A 15,690-nucleotide genomic window follows, 5' to 3' on the forward strand; every position below is an offset into this window, starting at 1 on the left:
ATTTTCTTTTTTAAAGCTCAAGGATACTCTTTTTTTCAATAAAAACACCGTTTGTAAAGCTACTGCTTATATCCTCATTAGCTGAATGTACACATCGAACCCGGTAATACCAGTCCCCTTCAACATCCATCTGTTTCCATGAGGATAGATTATCTGTATTTTCATCAAACTTCTGCCAACTTTCATAAAATTCCCATTCTGTAGCACCTTCCTTGGCACGTTCCACCATAACCGCTACACCAATGCGCTCTACTGTATGCGATGCTATTGTTGATCCTCCTGCATATAACTTTTCCGGTCCCATCCTCCGAATTTTGGAATATCCAGTCATCAAATCTTCACCACGCATCACTTTTACTGGCGTTGTACCTTCAGCTTCCTCTTCATGAGTCAGATATGACTCACCAATCTTTTTCTCACCTTCTGCTTTTACTGATAATGTACTGTTCCATATTAAACAGGTCAGCATTAACATTACCAGTAGAAGTGAATATCTTTTTCGATTCTTTTTTTCCATCAGCACCTCCAATCTCATGTATCCTCCATGTTCTCCTCATATCCCATCCTCTATATATAAAGACACATAAGTCTGGAAAAACTGACGCGTATTTTAAGAAAAATATAATTTTTTTAAAATATTATTAAAATCTTTTTTCGGCATTACGCCTGTCAGATAATACCTAACACCTAAATATTTAAATTTTGCAACATATCTTTTTTCTTTAGATTTTGATACTTTATATTCATGTATACTTATATTTACTCCATTTACTTTCTCCATGTATTTTCCTACTTCTATATCATCCACATCTATTCCCATAGAATTATTTGATTGTGTCATACTAATTGTATACAGAATATTTTCTTCTTTGTATTGATACATAATTTCAGAAATCTGTGCCCTCTTTTCTAACTTTGTCCATTTATACTTGAAACCATCTGGACGATCTATAATTCTCACCGGCTCAATTCCCAACTCATCCTTTATTTTCTGGTATGCCTTTTCCTCATTTTCTTCTTTAATCACCAAATTATCTTTATTTGAATCCACCTGCTCTACTTCTCGACTGCCGACATTTCTCTTCATCATCTCCATCACCCGTTCAGGTCCTCCAAAGCTGGTAACTCCGATTCCGCCTGCAAGCAGAACTATAACAACTGCTGCCGCCACCCGCGAAAGATATGCCTTTCTCCTGGAGCTTTGCTTTTTCTCATCTGTTCCGGCACTCAGCTCTCCTTCTTCTGTCTCCTTGTTTGCTCCGAATCCTGTTTCTCCTTCTTCCGTCTCCTTATCTGCTCCGGCTTTCGGCTCTTCCGTTTCCTTATCTGCTCTGACTTTCGTCGCTTCCGTTTCCTTATCTACCCTGACTTTCGTTGCTTCCGTTTCGTTATCTTTGCCAGATTTCCGATTCTCTTTTTCTATCGTTTCCATTCCGATTTTCAAGGCTTCCTGATACTCTTTCGGCAATTGCTCGCAGATTTTCTGCACCTCACGGGCATCTATTTCTTTCTGGATATTTTCACGTATTCTTTCTTTCTGTTCATTGGTCATCGGCGGAAGATTCGCTGCTGCTACGTTGCGCCGGATCTCATCAGCTTCCCGCTCCAAATCATCCAGGATCATCCGATCAAATGGATCTTTGCTTTCTTTCATGTTTTTCCTGTTCCCTTTCTCTCTCAAAAATCAATGAACTTTTTTCTTTCTCTTGACCTATTTTCCCTGTAACGTATAATATATAGGTACAGAGGTCTGTCATGTTTTCAGACCTGACATCAATTATAGTACATTTATTATATAGTATAACTACCACAAAGGTAAATGCTAAAATCTGGGAGGTCACTATGAAACGAATTATTTTAACCGGAGGCGGTACGGCAGGTCACGTTACTCCTAATATTGCACTGCTTCCTCGTTTAAAAGAATTGCAATACGATATCCACTATATCGGCTCTTACAACGGAATTGAGAAAGAACTGATCGAGCAGTTTGGAATCCCATATCACGGGATTGCAACCGGTAAGTTAAGACGTTATTTCAGCGTTCAGAATTTTACAGATCCATTCCGTGTTCTCAAAGGTCTTGGAGATGCAAGGAAACTTGTCAAGATCCTGAAGCCGGACGTTATTTTCTCCAAAGGTGGATTTGTATCCGTACCTGTTGTTCTGGCTGGTAAGAGTTGTCATGTTCCTTCCATTATTCATGAATCTGATATGACACCGGGACTTGCGAACAAGTTATCCTTTTCCGCTGCAACAAAGATTTGCTGCAATTTTCCGGAGACACTTCGCTATCTGCCGGAAGGCAAAGCGGTTCTTACCGGATCACCGATCCGCCAGGAACTGTTAATCGGTGATAAGTTCAAAGCCAGAGAATTTCTCGGTTTCACATCTGACAAACCTGTTATCCTCATCATCGGCGGAAGTCTTGGCGCTGTTGCAGTCAACAATGCAGTCCGTGCCATCCTTCCACAGTTATTGAAGAAATATCAGGTCATCCATCTGTGCGGTAAAGGACGTCTTGATCCTACACTGAATCACTTAGATGGTTATATGCAGTACGAATATATCAAAGACGAACTGAAGGATCTGTTTGCAATGGCAGATGTTGTTATTTCCCGTGCCGGAGCGAACGCTATCTGCGAACTTCTTGCTTTACATAAGCCGAACATCCTGATCCCACTTCCGGCAAGCGCCAGCCGTGGAGACCAGATCCTGAATGCCCGTTCATTTGAACGCCAGGGCTTCAGCGTTGTTCTGGAAGAAGAGACGATGACAAACGAGAGCCTTCTGGCAACGGTAGATCAGGTATATGAGAACCGTCAGAAATACATCGATGCCATGAAGCAGTCCTCTCAGCAGAACTCTATCGATACGATCATCGATCTGATTGAATCGGTCAGCCGCAAGCGTAAATAATAGGTATATAAAAAGCAGGCCATACAGGCAAATTCCTGTTGCGACCTGCTTTTCTTATACCTTTTGTCCTATAGATTAGCCTTTTCTTATGCCTCGTCTAAATAGCGATATCTCTTCTCGTAATTTTTACGAATCCATTTCTTCGCACGATATAGCATGCTGTGTAACACTTCCAGCGAAATGCCCATCTCACGTGCCACTTCTTTCTGTGGCTTTTCAAGCAAATAGACCGCCATTATGGCATCATACCAGCGTTTATTTTCCTCAAATAATCTCAGATAGATTTCATCCGCCAGTTCTTTTCGCTTTGTCCTGTCAAACTCAGTCATATAACATGTTTCCAGACTGTCTCCGACTTCATTATCATACAGAAGTTCATCTATCAGTGTTTCCCGTGCATAATCTCTTTTGTAATTTAATGCCATGTGCTTTGTTGTTATTAAAAGCCACGAATTCACGGACTGCATATTCACGTTATCCATATTATCGTACAGCTTAATAAATACACACTGCGTAATCTCTTCAGCCTGATAATGATTTTGGGTGTAATAACACGCTGTACGATACACATATTCAAGATTAGATTCATAAATTGCATCAAACGCTTGTTTCCCAATTGATCGTACGTTCATACACCTCACCCATCTTTCCTTTATAACTATAACTTATCCTTTGTTGCCTGCTTTTTATGATACCTGCAGATTATTCTGTAACGTACACACATTCTCTGCCTCTTGTATCTTATTTTATCTTAGACAGGATATCTTCCTTGTCCTCATCTGTAAGCTCGCCCATCTTCCAGCCAAGACCTACCTCATCGCCTTTGTTTCTCGGAATCAGATGCATATGGAAATGAAATACTGTCTGTCCGGCAGCTTCTCCGTTATTCTGTACAATGTTGTACCCATCACATCCAAGAATGTCTGTCATCTTAGTGATCATCTTTTTCGCCAGTACGAGTACTTTTGATGCTACAGAATCATCCAGCTCATACAGATTCGCATAGTGTTGCTTTGGAAGGATCAGTGCATGTCCTTTTGCAGCCGGGCTTGCGTCCAGAATCACACGAAAATCCTCATCCTCATATAAAGTTGCTGTCGGGATCTCCCCATTTGCCAGTTTACAAAAAATACAATTATCATCTCTCATAATGTCTTCTTCCTTTCTATAAATGTAATTGATTATTTTAACCGCCAATGCTAAACTGAGTAATCAGAAAGGAGGCGGTAAGTATTATGTTTACGCAGACAGACTACGACAAATTACAACAGATCATGGCAGAAAGCCCTGAGAAAAAGGAACTTCTCACCCGACTTCTCTCCCATCACCGTATGGAGATCAGTACCATCAGTCATGAAATCCGCAACCCGCTTACGCTGGTATACAGTAACCTGCAGTTTCTGGAAAATGAATTTCCTGAACTTCTTCCCTCGAAGCACTGGAAGAACATGCACCAGGATGTTGAATATATGAAACAACTTCTGGAGGAACTCTCCGATTTTAATAACGGAGACCGCCTGTCTCTTCAGTCACTCGACACGAATACCTTCCTCCGGAGTGTTGCTCTTTCTTTTGCTACATCCATCCTGGATACCGATATTCAAATGACTTCTAAAATTCCGCCTGCGCTTCCGGTTATTCAGGCTGATCCGGTAAAACTGCGTCAACTGTTACTGAATCTCTTAACAAATGCAAAAGCTGCTGTACTCAGTCCGGCTTTGAAAAACCCGGAACAGCTTCCTTCCATTTTTCTGGAAGCCCGTCTTGCAAAACAGTCTCTTGTAATCGAGATCCGGGACAATGGCTGCGGTATCACATCGGAACAACGTGATAAGATCTTTGAGCCATTCGTCACTTATAAAAAAGATGGAACCGGTCTTGGCCTTGCGCTGGCACGGAGAATTGCCACGTCCCATGGCGGAACACTTACTGTCTCCTCAGTCCCAGGCACTTTCACGGTATTTACGCTTTCTCTTCCAGTACAATAACACTGCAAGAACGAGACCGGATATCAGACCACCAATGTGTGCGAAATTATCCACACCGCCACTGGTAAATCCATAGTACAGACTCAATATGATCATAAATAGAATGCCGCGACCGGTAATCGTTCCAATCCGGCCGCGGTTACGAATTGCTACATATAAAATTGCTCCCACAATCCCGAAGATTGCGCCGGATGCGCCTGCGGATACCGCATAATCACCCGTTTGCATATCCCAGAGTGCTGATAAGATATTCCCACTCAGCCCACTTAAGAAATATATGATCAAAAACTTAATCTTTCCAATCTCACCTTCCAGATTCCATCCTATAACAAGCAACATTACCATATTATTCGCAAGATGATCGAATCCAAAATGCATAAACATGCTCGTAAACAATCGATAGTATTCTCCACGATTTATAATATAAGGAATATACATGGCTCCATGTCCAAGCATAAACTCCGCATCCTCGGTCATTCCTTTTGCTGTCAGTACAAAGAATACAATAATATTTGCCAGAATCAATAAAACTGTACAGGGCGCTTTTTCCTGTTTATATCTCATTTAGTCAGACCACACTTTCAAATTATCTGATATCTTTTCTTGAGTATAGCATATATTACATATAAAAATCAAAATTTCTTTTACAATTCCATCCATAATTGTATCTATAATTCTTCCTCTTCAATATGAAGATCATCCCATTCACCCCAGCGTGGCTTCTTGTGTTTTCTAAGGAAACGCCTTACCGGTGTCCACAGATTCTCCGTCTCTTCCATGATCAGACTTCCCATCTCCTGCTCTGCGATCCAGTCATGTTCTCTCGTATCATACCGCACTTCCTCTTTTTCCCACAGATTCCTCCTGTTTTGCACCTCCTTTTTCTGTATCTCTCTGTCCTCATTCTCTCTGGTTTCTTTTCGCTCATCCTCCTGATAGAGAATCTTTGTCATAATCTTATCCAGGCTGTAATTTTCTTCCATCGTCTCTCTATGCAGAAAAAAGATCGTCTGTACACTTTCCTCATCCTGATAATCTGCATGTTTGACAAAATACTCCGTCAATTCATGCAGGTCTTTCCATAATTCCGATGTCTTCTGTGGATAATAGCAGAAATAAAACTGCTCCTCCTCATAAAAAATATATTCCGGGTTTAATAATATACAATGAATGTCCAACAGATATTTTTGCACTTCCTCAAGCGCCATACTTAAACATTCCAGAAATATTTTTATGTCTTTCGCACTGATTTCATTTCGCTCATACATTGCCCGCATAGAAATCTTGCCGCTCACATTATAATCATAGCAACTTCGCCCGTTAAATCCTCTACCTCTCACCGGCAATATTCCTATAATTTCATTACTCATCAGCATACGCATCTGATAATCTTCTTTGTATTCTGTCTCTTCCTCAATTGTTATTTTTCGCTCCATTTGCCAATTCCTCCAGTTTCTTTTTCTCCCGGATCTTCCTTTCCGGTTCTGTAACGGCAGCACATTTTCGGACCGCTACTTTGAATTTTCCTTTTTTCGCGGTTACCGTCACTTCTATTTCTTCTTTTCCGACGGTTACATTTGCTCGACTCGTTGGAAATAAAACGCATTTTTTTCTTATCCGCTCTCTATATAATGCCTGTAATTTTCCTGCTTCTACGCCATCTTTTTCCCTTGCTTTTGTACTTCCGACCACTGCTGTCTCATATGCTGCCGCACCAAGAATATTTTTATCATGATAGTAAAAAACCGCCAAAATACACCCCATGATCAGAAATAATATCATCGGCATTAAGAAAGACATCTCTACGGTCATGCTTCCTGATAATTTTCTTCTTTTCACACTTCTGCCTCCTCTCAGCTTTGTCTTCTCCCAGCTCTATTTCCAACTGACCAGATACAATATATATCCACATGTCAGAAATGGATAAAAGGGAAGTGCATACTTACGGGAAATTTTCTTCATCCCCACAGTTCCTTGCGCCATACCCTTTCCCCGGATACTGTAATAACTAAGTAACACGACCGCAGCCAGTGCGAGAAGAAAAAATGCACCAGAGAGTACAATCAGCAATTTCCAGATTCCCAGATAAATTCCAAGCAACAGAATCATGATGCTGTCTCCATATCCTATTCCTTCACCTGTCAGTCTGCTAATCCCAAGGAAGCATAATCCGACTGCAATTCCACCGCCAAGAATCCAGACATTACATTTTCCATAGCATATCTGAAAAATGACTGCTCCAATTCCCGCTGCCGCAAGAAGCTCTCCAGACACTTTCCGATATAATAAATCCGTAACAGACATACCTGCCAGAATCCCAAGGCAGACCATCTGACTTATTTTCCACATTTTGAACACACTCCTTTTCCTGCTGCCTCCGACACCGGAATGGCATATACTGTACGCTTTAGTCCACTGCACAAGACAGAACTGTGATACCGGTTTCCATAATTGGTAATAAATACCGATCCTGCATTTGCCGGATGACAGTGCTCGCAAGGATGATACTTTCCACCACTGCTGTTGCGCAGAGTATCCAGTTGTCCATTTGACACACTCTTAATCGTCAGATCCAGATAAGCACAGTGATAATCCCTGTGGTAAACCATTCCTGTTTCTGTGATATATACCGTTTCTTTCTGCTGATCTCCAAATCCTTCTTTTTCATAACCAGTCCACACCTTGATCTTTAATTCCACACCACATGTAATCGTAGGGATGGAAAACATCGGAATTGGAACACGAATCCTGTATTCCGCCTGTAGATTCGCAATTCCTGTCCGTATTGACATCTGCGAATGACTGCAGTCGATTCCTGCACTGCCACCTTCCACAATACTTCTCTCTAACCGATCAGCACCGATTCCTTCAATCACTTCCTTTTCCAATTGCTTCGTCTGCATAAAAGGTTTTATGGCATATTCCTGCGCTGCCCTTTTTCCTGCGTACTGCAGTCCGCTTCGCACTGCCGTCTGCACTGCCATCATCTCCATCAAATACAAAAGACAGACTACTGCAAGGAAAAATATCGGCACTGCTATAGCCGCCTCAACTGTGATACTTCCTTTTCGAGAGGTGAAGACAGATACTCTTTCAGACGATGTCCGTTCGATAGGTCTTAAGGGGAGTTTATAATTTTTTATCATGGCACGAATCCTTCTCCTTTCTTCGTTCTATGAAAAGTTTTTCTTTATTTGTCCGAAAGAGCATCTGTCTTCACCCCTAGCGATATCCATAGTAAGTTGGAAACTGATAAGTAATCCCACGCCGCAGTTTACAGGTACTTTTCATTTCTATCTTGCTGATGCACTGGTCTGCACGGAAGAAAACAAGTCCGAACCGCCCCCGCAATGTACCTTCGATCATATCCAGTGCGCGAAGTCCTAATTTCTCCTTACTCGTGAGAAATAACAACATGCGCACATAGTCCCGGTATCCCAGTCCTTCTTTGCAGTCTTTTCCATCATTCAAATCTCCGTCTTCACCTAATTTCAACAATCCTGCCAGAGATAACTGCCAGTTTTCATCTGATTTGACAAGCGGTATCTTCCTTCCTCCCAGCAGGCTTCGTATATCTACAAGCGACTCTCCATACGCCCATGCAAGAAGAATTACCTGCGCTGCCGCCTCTGTTACCGCCGGAACTGCAAGAACCGCACAAAGCGATAATGCCATCGCCTTCGCTTCTGCTTTTTTTGCAGCATTTCCCTGCAAATATATATAATTAGGAACAAAACGTAACATCAGCAGTTTCTTTACAACAGCTTCCAGATTCTCCCGGTCGCTTCCTTTTCCTTCCAGAAAATACTCCAACTGGTAATCCAGCAGGTCTCCTTTCTGTCCTGCTTTTGTTGCATCAGGGAAATGTTCCATCAGATATTCTCCCAAAAGCAGATGATCTAATTTTCCAATTCCTTCCGATACATCCGAGAAGTCACCATAACCCTCTCTTTTCCCTCTGTATTCCAGTGTGTCCGCCAGGTTCATCTGCTTGTTAGATACTTCTTTTCCTTTCGGCATCACCAATTCCGGAAGAGACGACTTTTTAAGACCTGCTACATGGGCAATCGGATTATCTTTCTCTGGAAGTTCTCCTTCATTTTCTTCTAATAACTGATCCAGTTCTCCCTGCTGTTTCTTCTCATTTTCTTCGTATTTTCCCGCTTCTTCTTCCTGTGTTTTCCAGTCTGCGCTTTTTCCTGTCAGGTCTTTCACTTTATCCATTCCATACTTCTCTTCCATATAAACCGCCACCTGTTCAAGAAAAGGTTGTCCGCCATGATCCGTCAAAAGGCTGAGCCGTTTCACAGACTGTTCCATTCCTTCAGCCCCATAAAATTCCAGCCGTTTCTTTATATTTCTTTCGCCATACGTCCCTGTTTCATAAGTTGCTTCCAATGCAAAAATCTCATATTCATCCAGAAGTTCTTTCTGATACTCTGCAAATACGGACTCCATTGCCCGGTTCATATCCGCACGCCTGTAATTTTTTGCCATCTGTACGGAGGCACTTTCCATAATGCCCCCGACAAATGATATAAACAGAATAAATATCAGGCTAAGATAGGCTGTCACTTCTCCTTTTTTTGCACCTGACACCATCATTCTATCCTCCTATATTCCCGAACTTTCGCTGGTGATCTTCTCGAAAATCGTCTCTACCAGACTGGTCAGCTGTGATTTGAAAATTAAAACCAGACCGATCAGCACGACCAGAATTAAAATAACCTCCACTACACCAATTCCGTCTTCTTCCTGTAAAACCTGTTTCAACCGATACCATCTCCACATAATTTCCGCTCCTTTTTATATTTTCATTTTACTTTTGTATCCCTTTTTCTTTCACACCATTTACATTTTAAGTATACCTACAACTGCACCGACAAAAATGCCGGTACGATCACAATCACCAGAACAACTGCAAGCATCAGGAACATTGGAAGTAACAGCTTTGTTCCTGTTTCTTCTCCTGCTCTCTTTGCGTGGGCTTTCCGTTCTTCCTGCGCCTGTATGGCTTCTGTTTTCAGCAATTGTCCCAGTCCTTTTCCACCTTTACGCAGATTCTGTGACAGCAGTGCGCCGAGTCGTATATACTCCTGCCTTTCGCATCTTCTGCCGAAACGCTCATAGCTCTCTGACTCCATGATGCCGCTTTCCATCTCATAACAGGTCTGTTTCATTTCTTCATATACAAAACGTTCACCCCAGACTTCTCTCTGTGCTTCATAATCTGTTACAATCTTCCACCATGCCCGTTTTAATGTCATTCCTGCCCCTAAATACAGCGTCAGTTTGTTCAGAACTTCCGGGTAATCCAGAAGCATCTGCTTCTGCCGTTCTTTTTTCGCTTCATCGTCTTTCTGTTTCTCCAGTGCACACAAAAGCACGCCCGTAAGAATACCCATCACGATTACGATCAGTCCCCGGTAATCCATCTCCCGGTAATATTTCACCGCTTTCTGCCCTAGTGTCTGTGGCAGGACAAAACGTTTCTTTTCCCGTGTCTCTTTTTCTTTTTCTTCAATTTTCTCTTTCAGTCTTGCTGTTTCTTTTTTATTTCCGCTGAGTGACTCCGGATAGATCACTGCAGCACAACTGTATCTTGCCTGTTCCATCCGGTCTTTCGTATAAGTCAGTACTGCATGAAGCTCGATCGGCGTACCGTCTGTCCGAACATGTTCTTTCTGGATCTCACCATATACATTCATAACCTTGTATTCCGATAATTCCCAGCTTATCTCCACCGGTTCTCCTTCCAGCGTTGTCATCAGATTAAGGTCCTGTTCTACATGATCCAGTGATTCATTTTCTCCCGGCATCTGTTTCTCAATTTTTCTGATACAGCGCCGGAAAAATTTCTTCATATCCTGTTTTGTATATTCCTGTTCTCCAACTTCAATTTTCAGTTTTTCTTTCTGTGAATCGCCGATAACCGCTTCCAGATCATGCATACTGCTTCCTTTCCCGGATGGGTTTCTTGTCAACCCATCTTTCATCGCTGTCCTTGTCTGTCCGAAATCCACCGCCAGAAGTGTAAGCCCCAGAATGAACATGCTCACAGCAATACCCACGCTCAGACTTCGATATCTACCATTTTTGCACCAAGCACGTATGCGCCGGCATAGATTCCCAAACATACAGACATCACCCCGATTCCTAATATATTTCCATACAGGTAAGACATAAATTCCGGAAAACTCAGCCGCATATAAGCGATAATGGCATAGGGAATGATCGACATTACTTTATATTCATATTTCTTTGCCGCAAGAAGTGTTTCGATCTCCCTCTTTACCTCTATTTTTCCGCTGATCTGATCCACAGTGTTCCGAATGATCGCGATCATATCTCCACCACTTTTTTTCGCTGCTGTAAATACAACTGAAAAATTCCGTACATCTTCCATATCTACCTGCCTTGCGAACTCATCAAATACCTGTTCCATCGACATACTAAGCCTCAGTTTTCTTGTCATGACTGCCAGTTCCTTAGAAATAACTTCCTCTTTGGGATAGACCATCATTAATTCTTTTTGCGTCTCCCGCACTGCGTTTTCCACTGAATATCCTGTGTTCAGTCCCGCGGCGAGACTCTGGATCATCTCTTTGAACTCCAAAAGAAACACCTGTTGTTTTTTCCTCACGCATTCCTTTTTCTTCATCCGGTAATACAGAATTCCGACCGGTATCAGAAACACCACTGCCCAGATTTCCCGATAATAGAGCCATGCAGTCAGTGCAAGAAGCACAGCTGTCTGCCCTGCCATTTTCATTCGTTCTGCCGGTTTTACAGCCTGCTGCCAGTAATTTTGTGATATTTTCAAGCTCTCGTTCTTTTCTCCAGATCCCCTGAATCTTCCCATGTACTTCTCCTGTCTCTTCAAATGTATATAATGGTTTCAGTATCACTTCTCCGGCTTCGTATCCCATCACTTCTGTAACTGCCAGCAGCTTCCTGCTCTTATCCCGCAATCTTCCCAAATGGACAATGATATCAATCCCGGACGCAATCTGTCTTCTGACCGCCGGAAGCGGAATATCCATTCCCATTAATACCATTGTCTCCAGTCTTGCGAGCATATCCTTTGGACTGTTCGCATGTCCGGTACTAAGGCTCCCGTCATGTCCGGTGTTAAGTGCCTGAAGCATATCTATTGCTTCCGCCGAGCGCACCTCACCGACAATAATACGATCCGGTCGCATACGCAACGCCGATTTGATCAGATCACGGATCGTAATCGCTCCGTTCCCTTCAACATTTGCATTTCTGGCTTCCAGACTGACTAGGTTGCTTACATCCTGTATTTTTAACTCTGCGTTGTCCTCAATCGTAATAATTCGTTCTGTTTTGGGTATATATTGAGATAATGCATTTAGAAATGTGGTCTTCCCGGAACCGGTTCCTCCACTGATAAATATGTTATATCCTGCTACTACAAGCATAGCAAGAAATTCTGTAACTTCCTCGCTAACGGAATCCCATGCAATCAGCTGCTCCATTGTGATTGCATCTTTGGGAAACTTACGGATCGTTACGATCGGTCCGTTCAACGCAACCGGCGCAAGCACGACATTCACTCGGGAGCCGTCCGGCAGCCTCGCATCTACGATCGGTGATGCTTCATTGACGATACGGTTTGAACCCGCCACAATCTGCTGTATCACATCTTCCAGTTTCTCCCTGGACAGGAAATGTCTCTCTGCTTCATACAGCTTTCCATGTTTTTCATAGAAAATGCTCTGTACTCCATTGATCATCACTTCAGTAATCTCATCATCCTCCAGAAAATCCTGTAAAAGATCCAGTTTTCTGAACGCATTAAACAGTTCCTTTCCAAGCGCTGTCCTTATCTTCAGCGGAATATATTCTTTCTGCCCGGCTTCCTGTAATACCTGATAAATAATCCCGGTCAGTTCTTCATCTTCCACTTCTCTTGTCAGATCCAGTTTTTCAAGAATCCTCGCATGTAACTGTTCCGCCTCAATCATGTACATCCTTCCTTTTGATTTTCTGCAATACATCTTCGTAACCCAGAAGCGTAAGTTCCTGTTCAAACTGCCGGATCTTCGCCTGTGCATAACAGTCCCTTATCTCCGGAACATGTACTTCTGTACACACCCGCAATAACTGATATACCTGTGGGAGTCCTTCATCAATATCAAGTACGATCATCTCATAAATACTCTGTTCTGCGATCTTCATAAGCAGATCTTTCCATTCCTGTACACTTACTGCCTTTACGTCTTCTGCGACCGCCATTGGATGTACATAATCCAGATGTCTTCTATGCTGCACGATCGTTGTAAGAAATAAACCAAGATTTCCTTTTTCCTGTCTCGCATAATACAGAAGATCCGACAACGTCTGTCCTTCTCCTGCAAAATGTCCGCCAATACCACTATACAGTTCCAGGTTGAGATATAATACATTCGCATTCACTGCCAGTTCTTCTCCAAGCTTTAATGCATAAGACGTCTTTCCGATCCTGTGAACCGGTGAATACACGCCGATCAGTCTCACTGCCTGCTTTCCTGCTGCCTGTCCGAGGAGAATATTTTCCGACTCCTGAGCATCAACATTTTCCAGAAGCAGCTTTACGATCTTCTCTCCCGACTGATATTTATATAATGCCGTCTCATCTTCCAGAACCTGGCTGTTCCCTGCACCGGTCAGCATAAATTTCTGCTCTGCCGGTACTTTCTTCCGTTCTTCTGCTTCGTACTCTGCTGCCACAAATAAAATCTGTATCTTCGTTCTGTCTGCAATTTCCTGCACTTTTTCTATCTGGTTATACACCTGCACTTCCATGCCAAATTCCTTTTTATGCATCAGATAATAAGCAAGTGCCTGCGCATATCCTTCTTCCGGATCACATATAATTAAATTCCCGTTACTCACATATGCCTGCCTCCTGTGTAAAAACACTTCTTCTACGCCCGCTTTCGCTGCGATTTGATACTCTTATGGACTTGTTGCACTTCATTGAATCCTACGCCGATACGGCATGAATTACTTAGAATTATTATTTTCAACAGATCAACACAAGTCTTAGATTTGACTTGTAGGACGATTATACTCTACCGGTTATTTCCTGTCTATCCTTTTTTCTGAAAATTTCTATCTTTGTGAAACTCTGCCAAAATTTCGTCCTTCATTTTCCTTAAAATTCTATACAAATTTCACATCAAAAGATATAATACTAATAAAAAACAGTCAGGAAATAACAACATGAATATAAATATTTTTCACTTTTCAGATTTATCTTCGGCAGCTTTTACCCTGCCAATGCAGACGATAGACGTCTGGTTTTTTAAAACAGAAGATTTCCCACCAGATGCACAGGATACGCAAATTCTTTCCACAGAAGAACGGAACCGGATTGCCGGTTATTCACAGGGGAAAGACCGTATCCAGCATCAGACTGCGCGCTTTCTCTTACGTCTGTTGCTTGGAAAATATCTGCACATCGCACCGGAAGAACTTGTGCTTCGTACAGGCACACATGGCAAACTTTATCTGGATTATGATGCACTTACAGTCAGAGGTCTGGGACATCTGCCACGGCTTTCCTTTAATCTCTCTCATTCGGAAGAGCAGATTGCGTTTGCATTTTCCTTTTCTTCCCCGGTCGGTATCGACATCGAAAAAATACGTGAAAATGCACGCAGCAGCCACCTTGTCCACCGTTTCTTTCACCCGGATGAAGAACTGCGATTCGCACATTTACCGGAGTGGGAAAGTACACAGCTTTTTTTCCGTTACTGGACGATACGAGAAGCATTTTTAAAAGGAATCGGAACCGGATTTACCATTTCCGCAGATTCCTTCCGTATTGATGAGATCGATTCAGATTCCGGTCTGTACCAGCTCACAAAATATCCGCTCTGGCGGGTTCAGGCACTTCCGGCTCCGGATAAATATTTCTGCAGTGTCGCCTACTGCGTTCAGAATCCTCTATAAAAAGAAATTCCATATAATAAAGCAACTCCCGGTGTTCCAAGTACACCGGAAGTCACTACTGTCACCGGGTTCATTCCAACCCGGATGTCAATTCCTCTTGCGTTTAAAAACTGATTTACAAAAAAGATCAAGGCTGTTCCTATCACAGCTCTGACTACAAAATTTACAAGCACCTGCGTCCGATATCCCGGCATATGTAATTCCTTCTTTCTCATTTTATGATATTAAGGTTGTTCTTCTTCCAGTATATCGTCCTTTTTTAAGTTTTATTCTTAAAAGATGCCCTACGAATTGTTTCGTATTCTCACAATTCTGTCATCCTATGCTTTAAAGCTCCAGCCGCACCTCACGGTTCGTCCGGTGATATTGATGATAACGAACTCCCGCTGCATCAAACATCCGCATAGATGCGCACACGGACGGCGTTCCCTTGTACTTGTTGCTGTCGTAAATCACTTCTTTGATCCCCGCCTGAATGATCGCTTTTGCACATTCATTGCACGGGAATAAAGATACATATAATTTTGCGCCTTCCAGACTTCCGCCACGGTAATTGAGTATCGCATTCAATTCACTGTGAACCGTATAAACATACTTGGTCTCCAGCGGATCGTCGCCTTCTCTTACCCATGGAAATTCATCATCTGAACAGCCGGTAGGAAGTCCATTATATCCCATAGATAAAATCTTGTTATCCTGACTTACAATACAACATCCCACCTGTGTATTGGGATCTTTGGAGCGTCTTCCAGACAGAAGCGCAACCCCCATAAAATATTCATCCCAGCTGATATAATCTTCTCTTTTGCTTCCCATCTGCCATCCT

General features: G+C 42.5%; 19 protein-coding genes and 1 pseudogene. 3 read left to right on the plus strand and 17 right to left on the minus strand.

Annotated elements, in window-relative coordinates; translation table 11 throughout:
- Positions 1 to 10: 10 nt before the first annotated feature.
- Positions 11 to 517 (minus strand): DUF6147 family protein, encoded by a 507-nt coding sequence (locus tag DW152_RS05530; RefSeq protein WP_118288162.1) that lies wholly within the window; start codon positions 515 to 517, stop codon positions 11 to 13.
- A gap of 93 nt (positions 518 to 610) precedes the next feature.
- A complete protein-coding gene (locus DW152_RS05535; RefSeq protein ID WP_118288134.1) occupies positions 611 to 1,654 on the minus strand; it encodes a DUF4367 domain-containing protein in 1,044 nt (347 codons plus the stop codon).
- A 188-nt stretch (positions 1,655 to 1,842) separates the two neighbouring features.
- Here DW152_RS05535 and DW152_RS05540 point away from each other — a divergent pair, with 188 nt between their 5' ends.
- Positions 1,843 to 2,916: an undecaprenyldiphospho-muramoylpentapeptide beta-N-acetylglucosaminyltransferase gene (locus DW152_RS05540; protein WP_118288135.1), complete on the plus strand. Its 1,074-nt coding sequence runs from the start codon at positions 1,843 to 1,845 to the stop codon at positions 2,914 to 2,916.
- Positions 2,917 to 3,002: 86 nt separating this feature from the next.
- On the opposite strand, the gene DW152_RS05545 is transcribed toward DW152_RS05540, so the two are convergent.
- Positions 3,003 to 3,548, minus strand: coding sequence for an RNA polymerase sigma factor (locus tag DW152_RS05545; protein ID WP_118288136.1), 546 nt, complete (start codon positions 3,546 to 3,548; stop codon positions 3,003 to 3,005).
- Positions 3,549 to 3,657: 109 nt separating this feature from the next.
- Positions 3,658 to 4,065 carry an HIT family protein gene (locus DW152_RS05550; protein WP_118288137.1) on the minus strand — a complete coding sequence of 136 codons (408 nt, stop codon included), beginning with the start codon at positions 4,063 to 4,065 and terminating at the stop codon, positions 3,658 to 3,660.
- Between the two features lie 86 nt (positions 4,066 to 4,151).
- On the opposite strand from DW152_RS05550, the gene DW152_RS05555 reads away from it, so the two are divergent.
- Positions 4,152 to 4,904 (plus strand): sensor histidine kinase, encoded by a 753-nt coding sequence (locus DW152_RS05555; RefSeq protein ID WP_021860443.1) that lies wholly within the window; start codon positions 4,152 to 4,154, stop codon positions 4,902 to 4,904.
- On the opposite strand, the gene DW152_RS05560 is transcribed toward DW152_RS05555, so the two are convergent.
- From DW152_RS05560 to DW152_RS05610, 11 genes and pseudogenes are all read right to left on the minus strand, one after another.
- Positions 4,854 to 5,468, minus strand: coding sequence for a rhomboid family intramembrane serine protease (locus DW152_RS05560; protein WP_118288138.1), 615 nt, complete (start codon positions 5,466 to 5,468; stop codon positions 4,854 to 4,856). The genes DW152_RS05555 and DW152_RS05560 overlap by 51 nt on opposite strands.
- 104 nt (positions 5,469 to 5,572) lie before the next feature.
- Positions 5,573 to 6,340, minus strand: a complete 768-nt coding sequence (locus DW152_RS05565; protein WP_118288139.1) for a DUF6382 domain-containing protein — start codon at positions 6,338 to 6,340, stop codon at positions 5,573 to 5,575.
- The gene (locus tag DW152_RS05570) at positions 6,318 to 6,743 is read right to left on the minus strand and encodes a TadE family protein (protein ID WP_021860446.1); all 426 of its coding nucleotides are present in this window, start codon (positions 6,741 to 6,743) and stop codon (positions 6,318 to 6,320) included. The genes DW152_RS05565 and DW152_RS05570 overlap by 23 nt, the downstream gene beginning before the upstream one ends.
- A gap of 36 nt (positions 6,744 to 6,779) precedes the next feature.
- Positions 6,780 to 7,253, minus strand: a complete 474-nt coding sequence (locus DW152_RS05575) for a hypothetical protein (protein WP_021860447.1) — start codon at positions 7,251 to 7,253, stop codon at positions 6,780 to 6,782.
- Positions 7,241 to 7,939 carry a pilus assembly protein gene (locus DW152_RS05580; protein WP_243059813.1) on the minus strand — a complete coding sequence of 233 codons (699 nt, stop codon included), beginning with the start codon at positions 7,937 to 7,939 and terminating at the stop codon, positions 7,241 to 7,243. Before DW152_RS05580 ends, DW152_RS05575 begins: the two co-directional genes overlap by 13 nt.
- A gap of 187 nt (positions 7,940 to 8,126) precedes the next feature.
- Positions 8,127 to 9,509, minus strand: a complete 1,383-nt coding sequence (locus DW152_RS05585) for a DUF5702 domain-containing protein (RefSeq protein WP_243059815.1) — start codon at positions 9,507 to 9,509, stop codon at positions 8,127 to 8,129.
- Between the two features lie 9 nt (positions 9,510 to 9,518).
- Positions 9,519 to 9,695: a Flp1 family type IVb pilin gene (locus tag DW152_RS05590; RefSeq protein ID WP_021860450.1), complete on the minus strand. Its 177-nt coding sequence runs from the start codon at positions 9,693 to 9,695 to the stop codon at positions 9,519 to 9,521.
- Between the two features lie 77 nt (positions 9,696 to 9,772).
- Positions 9,773 to 10,957, minus strand: coding sequence for a hypothetical protein (locus tag DW152_RS05595; RefSeq protein WP_242992919.1), 1,185 nt, complete (start codon positions 10,955 to 10,957; stop codon positions 9,773 to 9,775).
- Positions 10,958 to 10,977: 20 nt separating this feature from the next.
- On the minus strand, positions 10,978 to 11,379 hold the full coding sequence (locus DW152_RS13805; RefSeq protein WP_442873190.1) for a type II secretion system F family protein: 402 nt from the start codon (positions 11,377 to 11,379) through the stop codon (positions 10,978 to 10,980).
- A gap of 316 nt (positions 11,380 to 11,695) precedes the next feature.
- A pseudogene (locus DW152_RS05605) lies at positions 11,696 to 12,892 on the minus strand (CpaF family protein); the annotation flags it as partial.
- A complete protein-coding gene (locus DW152_RS05610; protein WP_118288143.1) occupies positions 12,885 to 13,802 on the minus strand; it encodes a hypothetical protein in 918 nt (305 codons plus the stop codon). The pseudogene DW152_RS05605 and the gene DW152_RS05610, both read right to left, overlap by 8 nt.
- Positions 13,803 to 14,132: 330 nt before the next feature.
- On the opposite strand from DW152_RS05610, the gene DW152_RS05615 reads away from it, so the two are divergent.
- Positions 14,133 to 14,864: a 4'-phosphopantetheinyl transferase family protein gene (locus DW152_RS05615; RefSeq protein ID WP_118288144.1), complete on the plus strand. Its 732-nt coding sequence runs from the start codon at positions 14,133 to 14,135 to the stop codon at positions 14,862 to 14,864.
- Here DW152_RS05615 and DW152_RS05620 read toward each other — a convergent pair.
- Both DW152_RS05620 and DW152_RS05625 read right to left on the minus strand, forming a co-directional pair.
- Positions 14,849 to 15,058 (minus strand): pro-sigmaK processing inhibitor BofA family protein, encoded by a 210-nt coding sequence (locus DW152_RS05620; protein WP_021859863.1) that lies wholly within the window; start codon positions 15,056 to 15,058, stop codon positions 14,849 to 14,851. The genes DW152_RS05615 and DW152_RS05620 overlap by 16 nt on opposite strands.
- Positions 15,059 to 15,191: 133 nt before the next feature.
- Entirely contained in the window at positions 15,192 to 15,680 is a 489-nt protein-coding gene (locus DW152_RS05625; protein ID WP_021859862.1) for a deoxycytidylate deaminase, read from the minus strand.
- Positions 15,681 to 15,690: the final 10 nt, after the last annotated feature.

The organism is Dorea sp. AM13-35 (genome assembly GCF_003473885.1).
Classification (GTDB): domain Bacteria; phylum Bacillota; class Clostridia; order Lachnospirales; family Lachnospiraceae; genus Dorea_D; species Dorea_D hominis.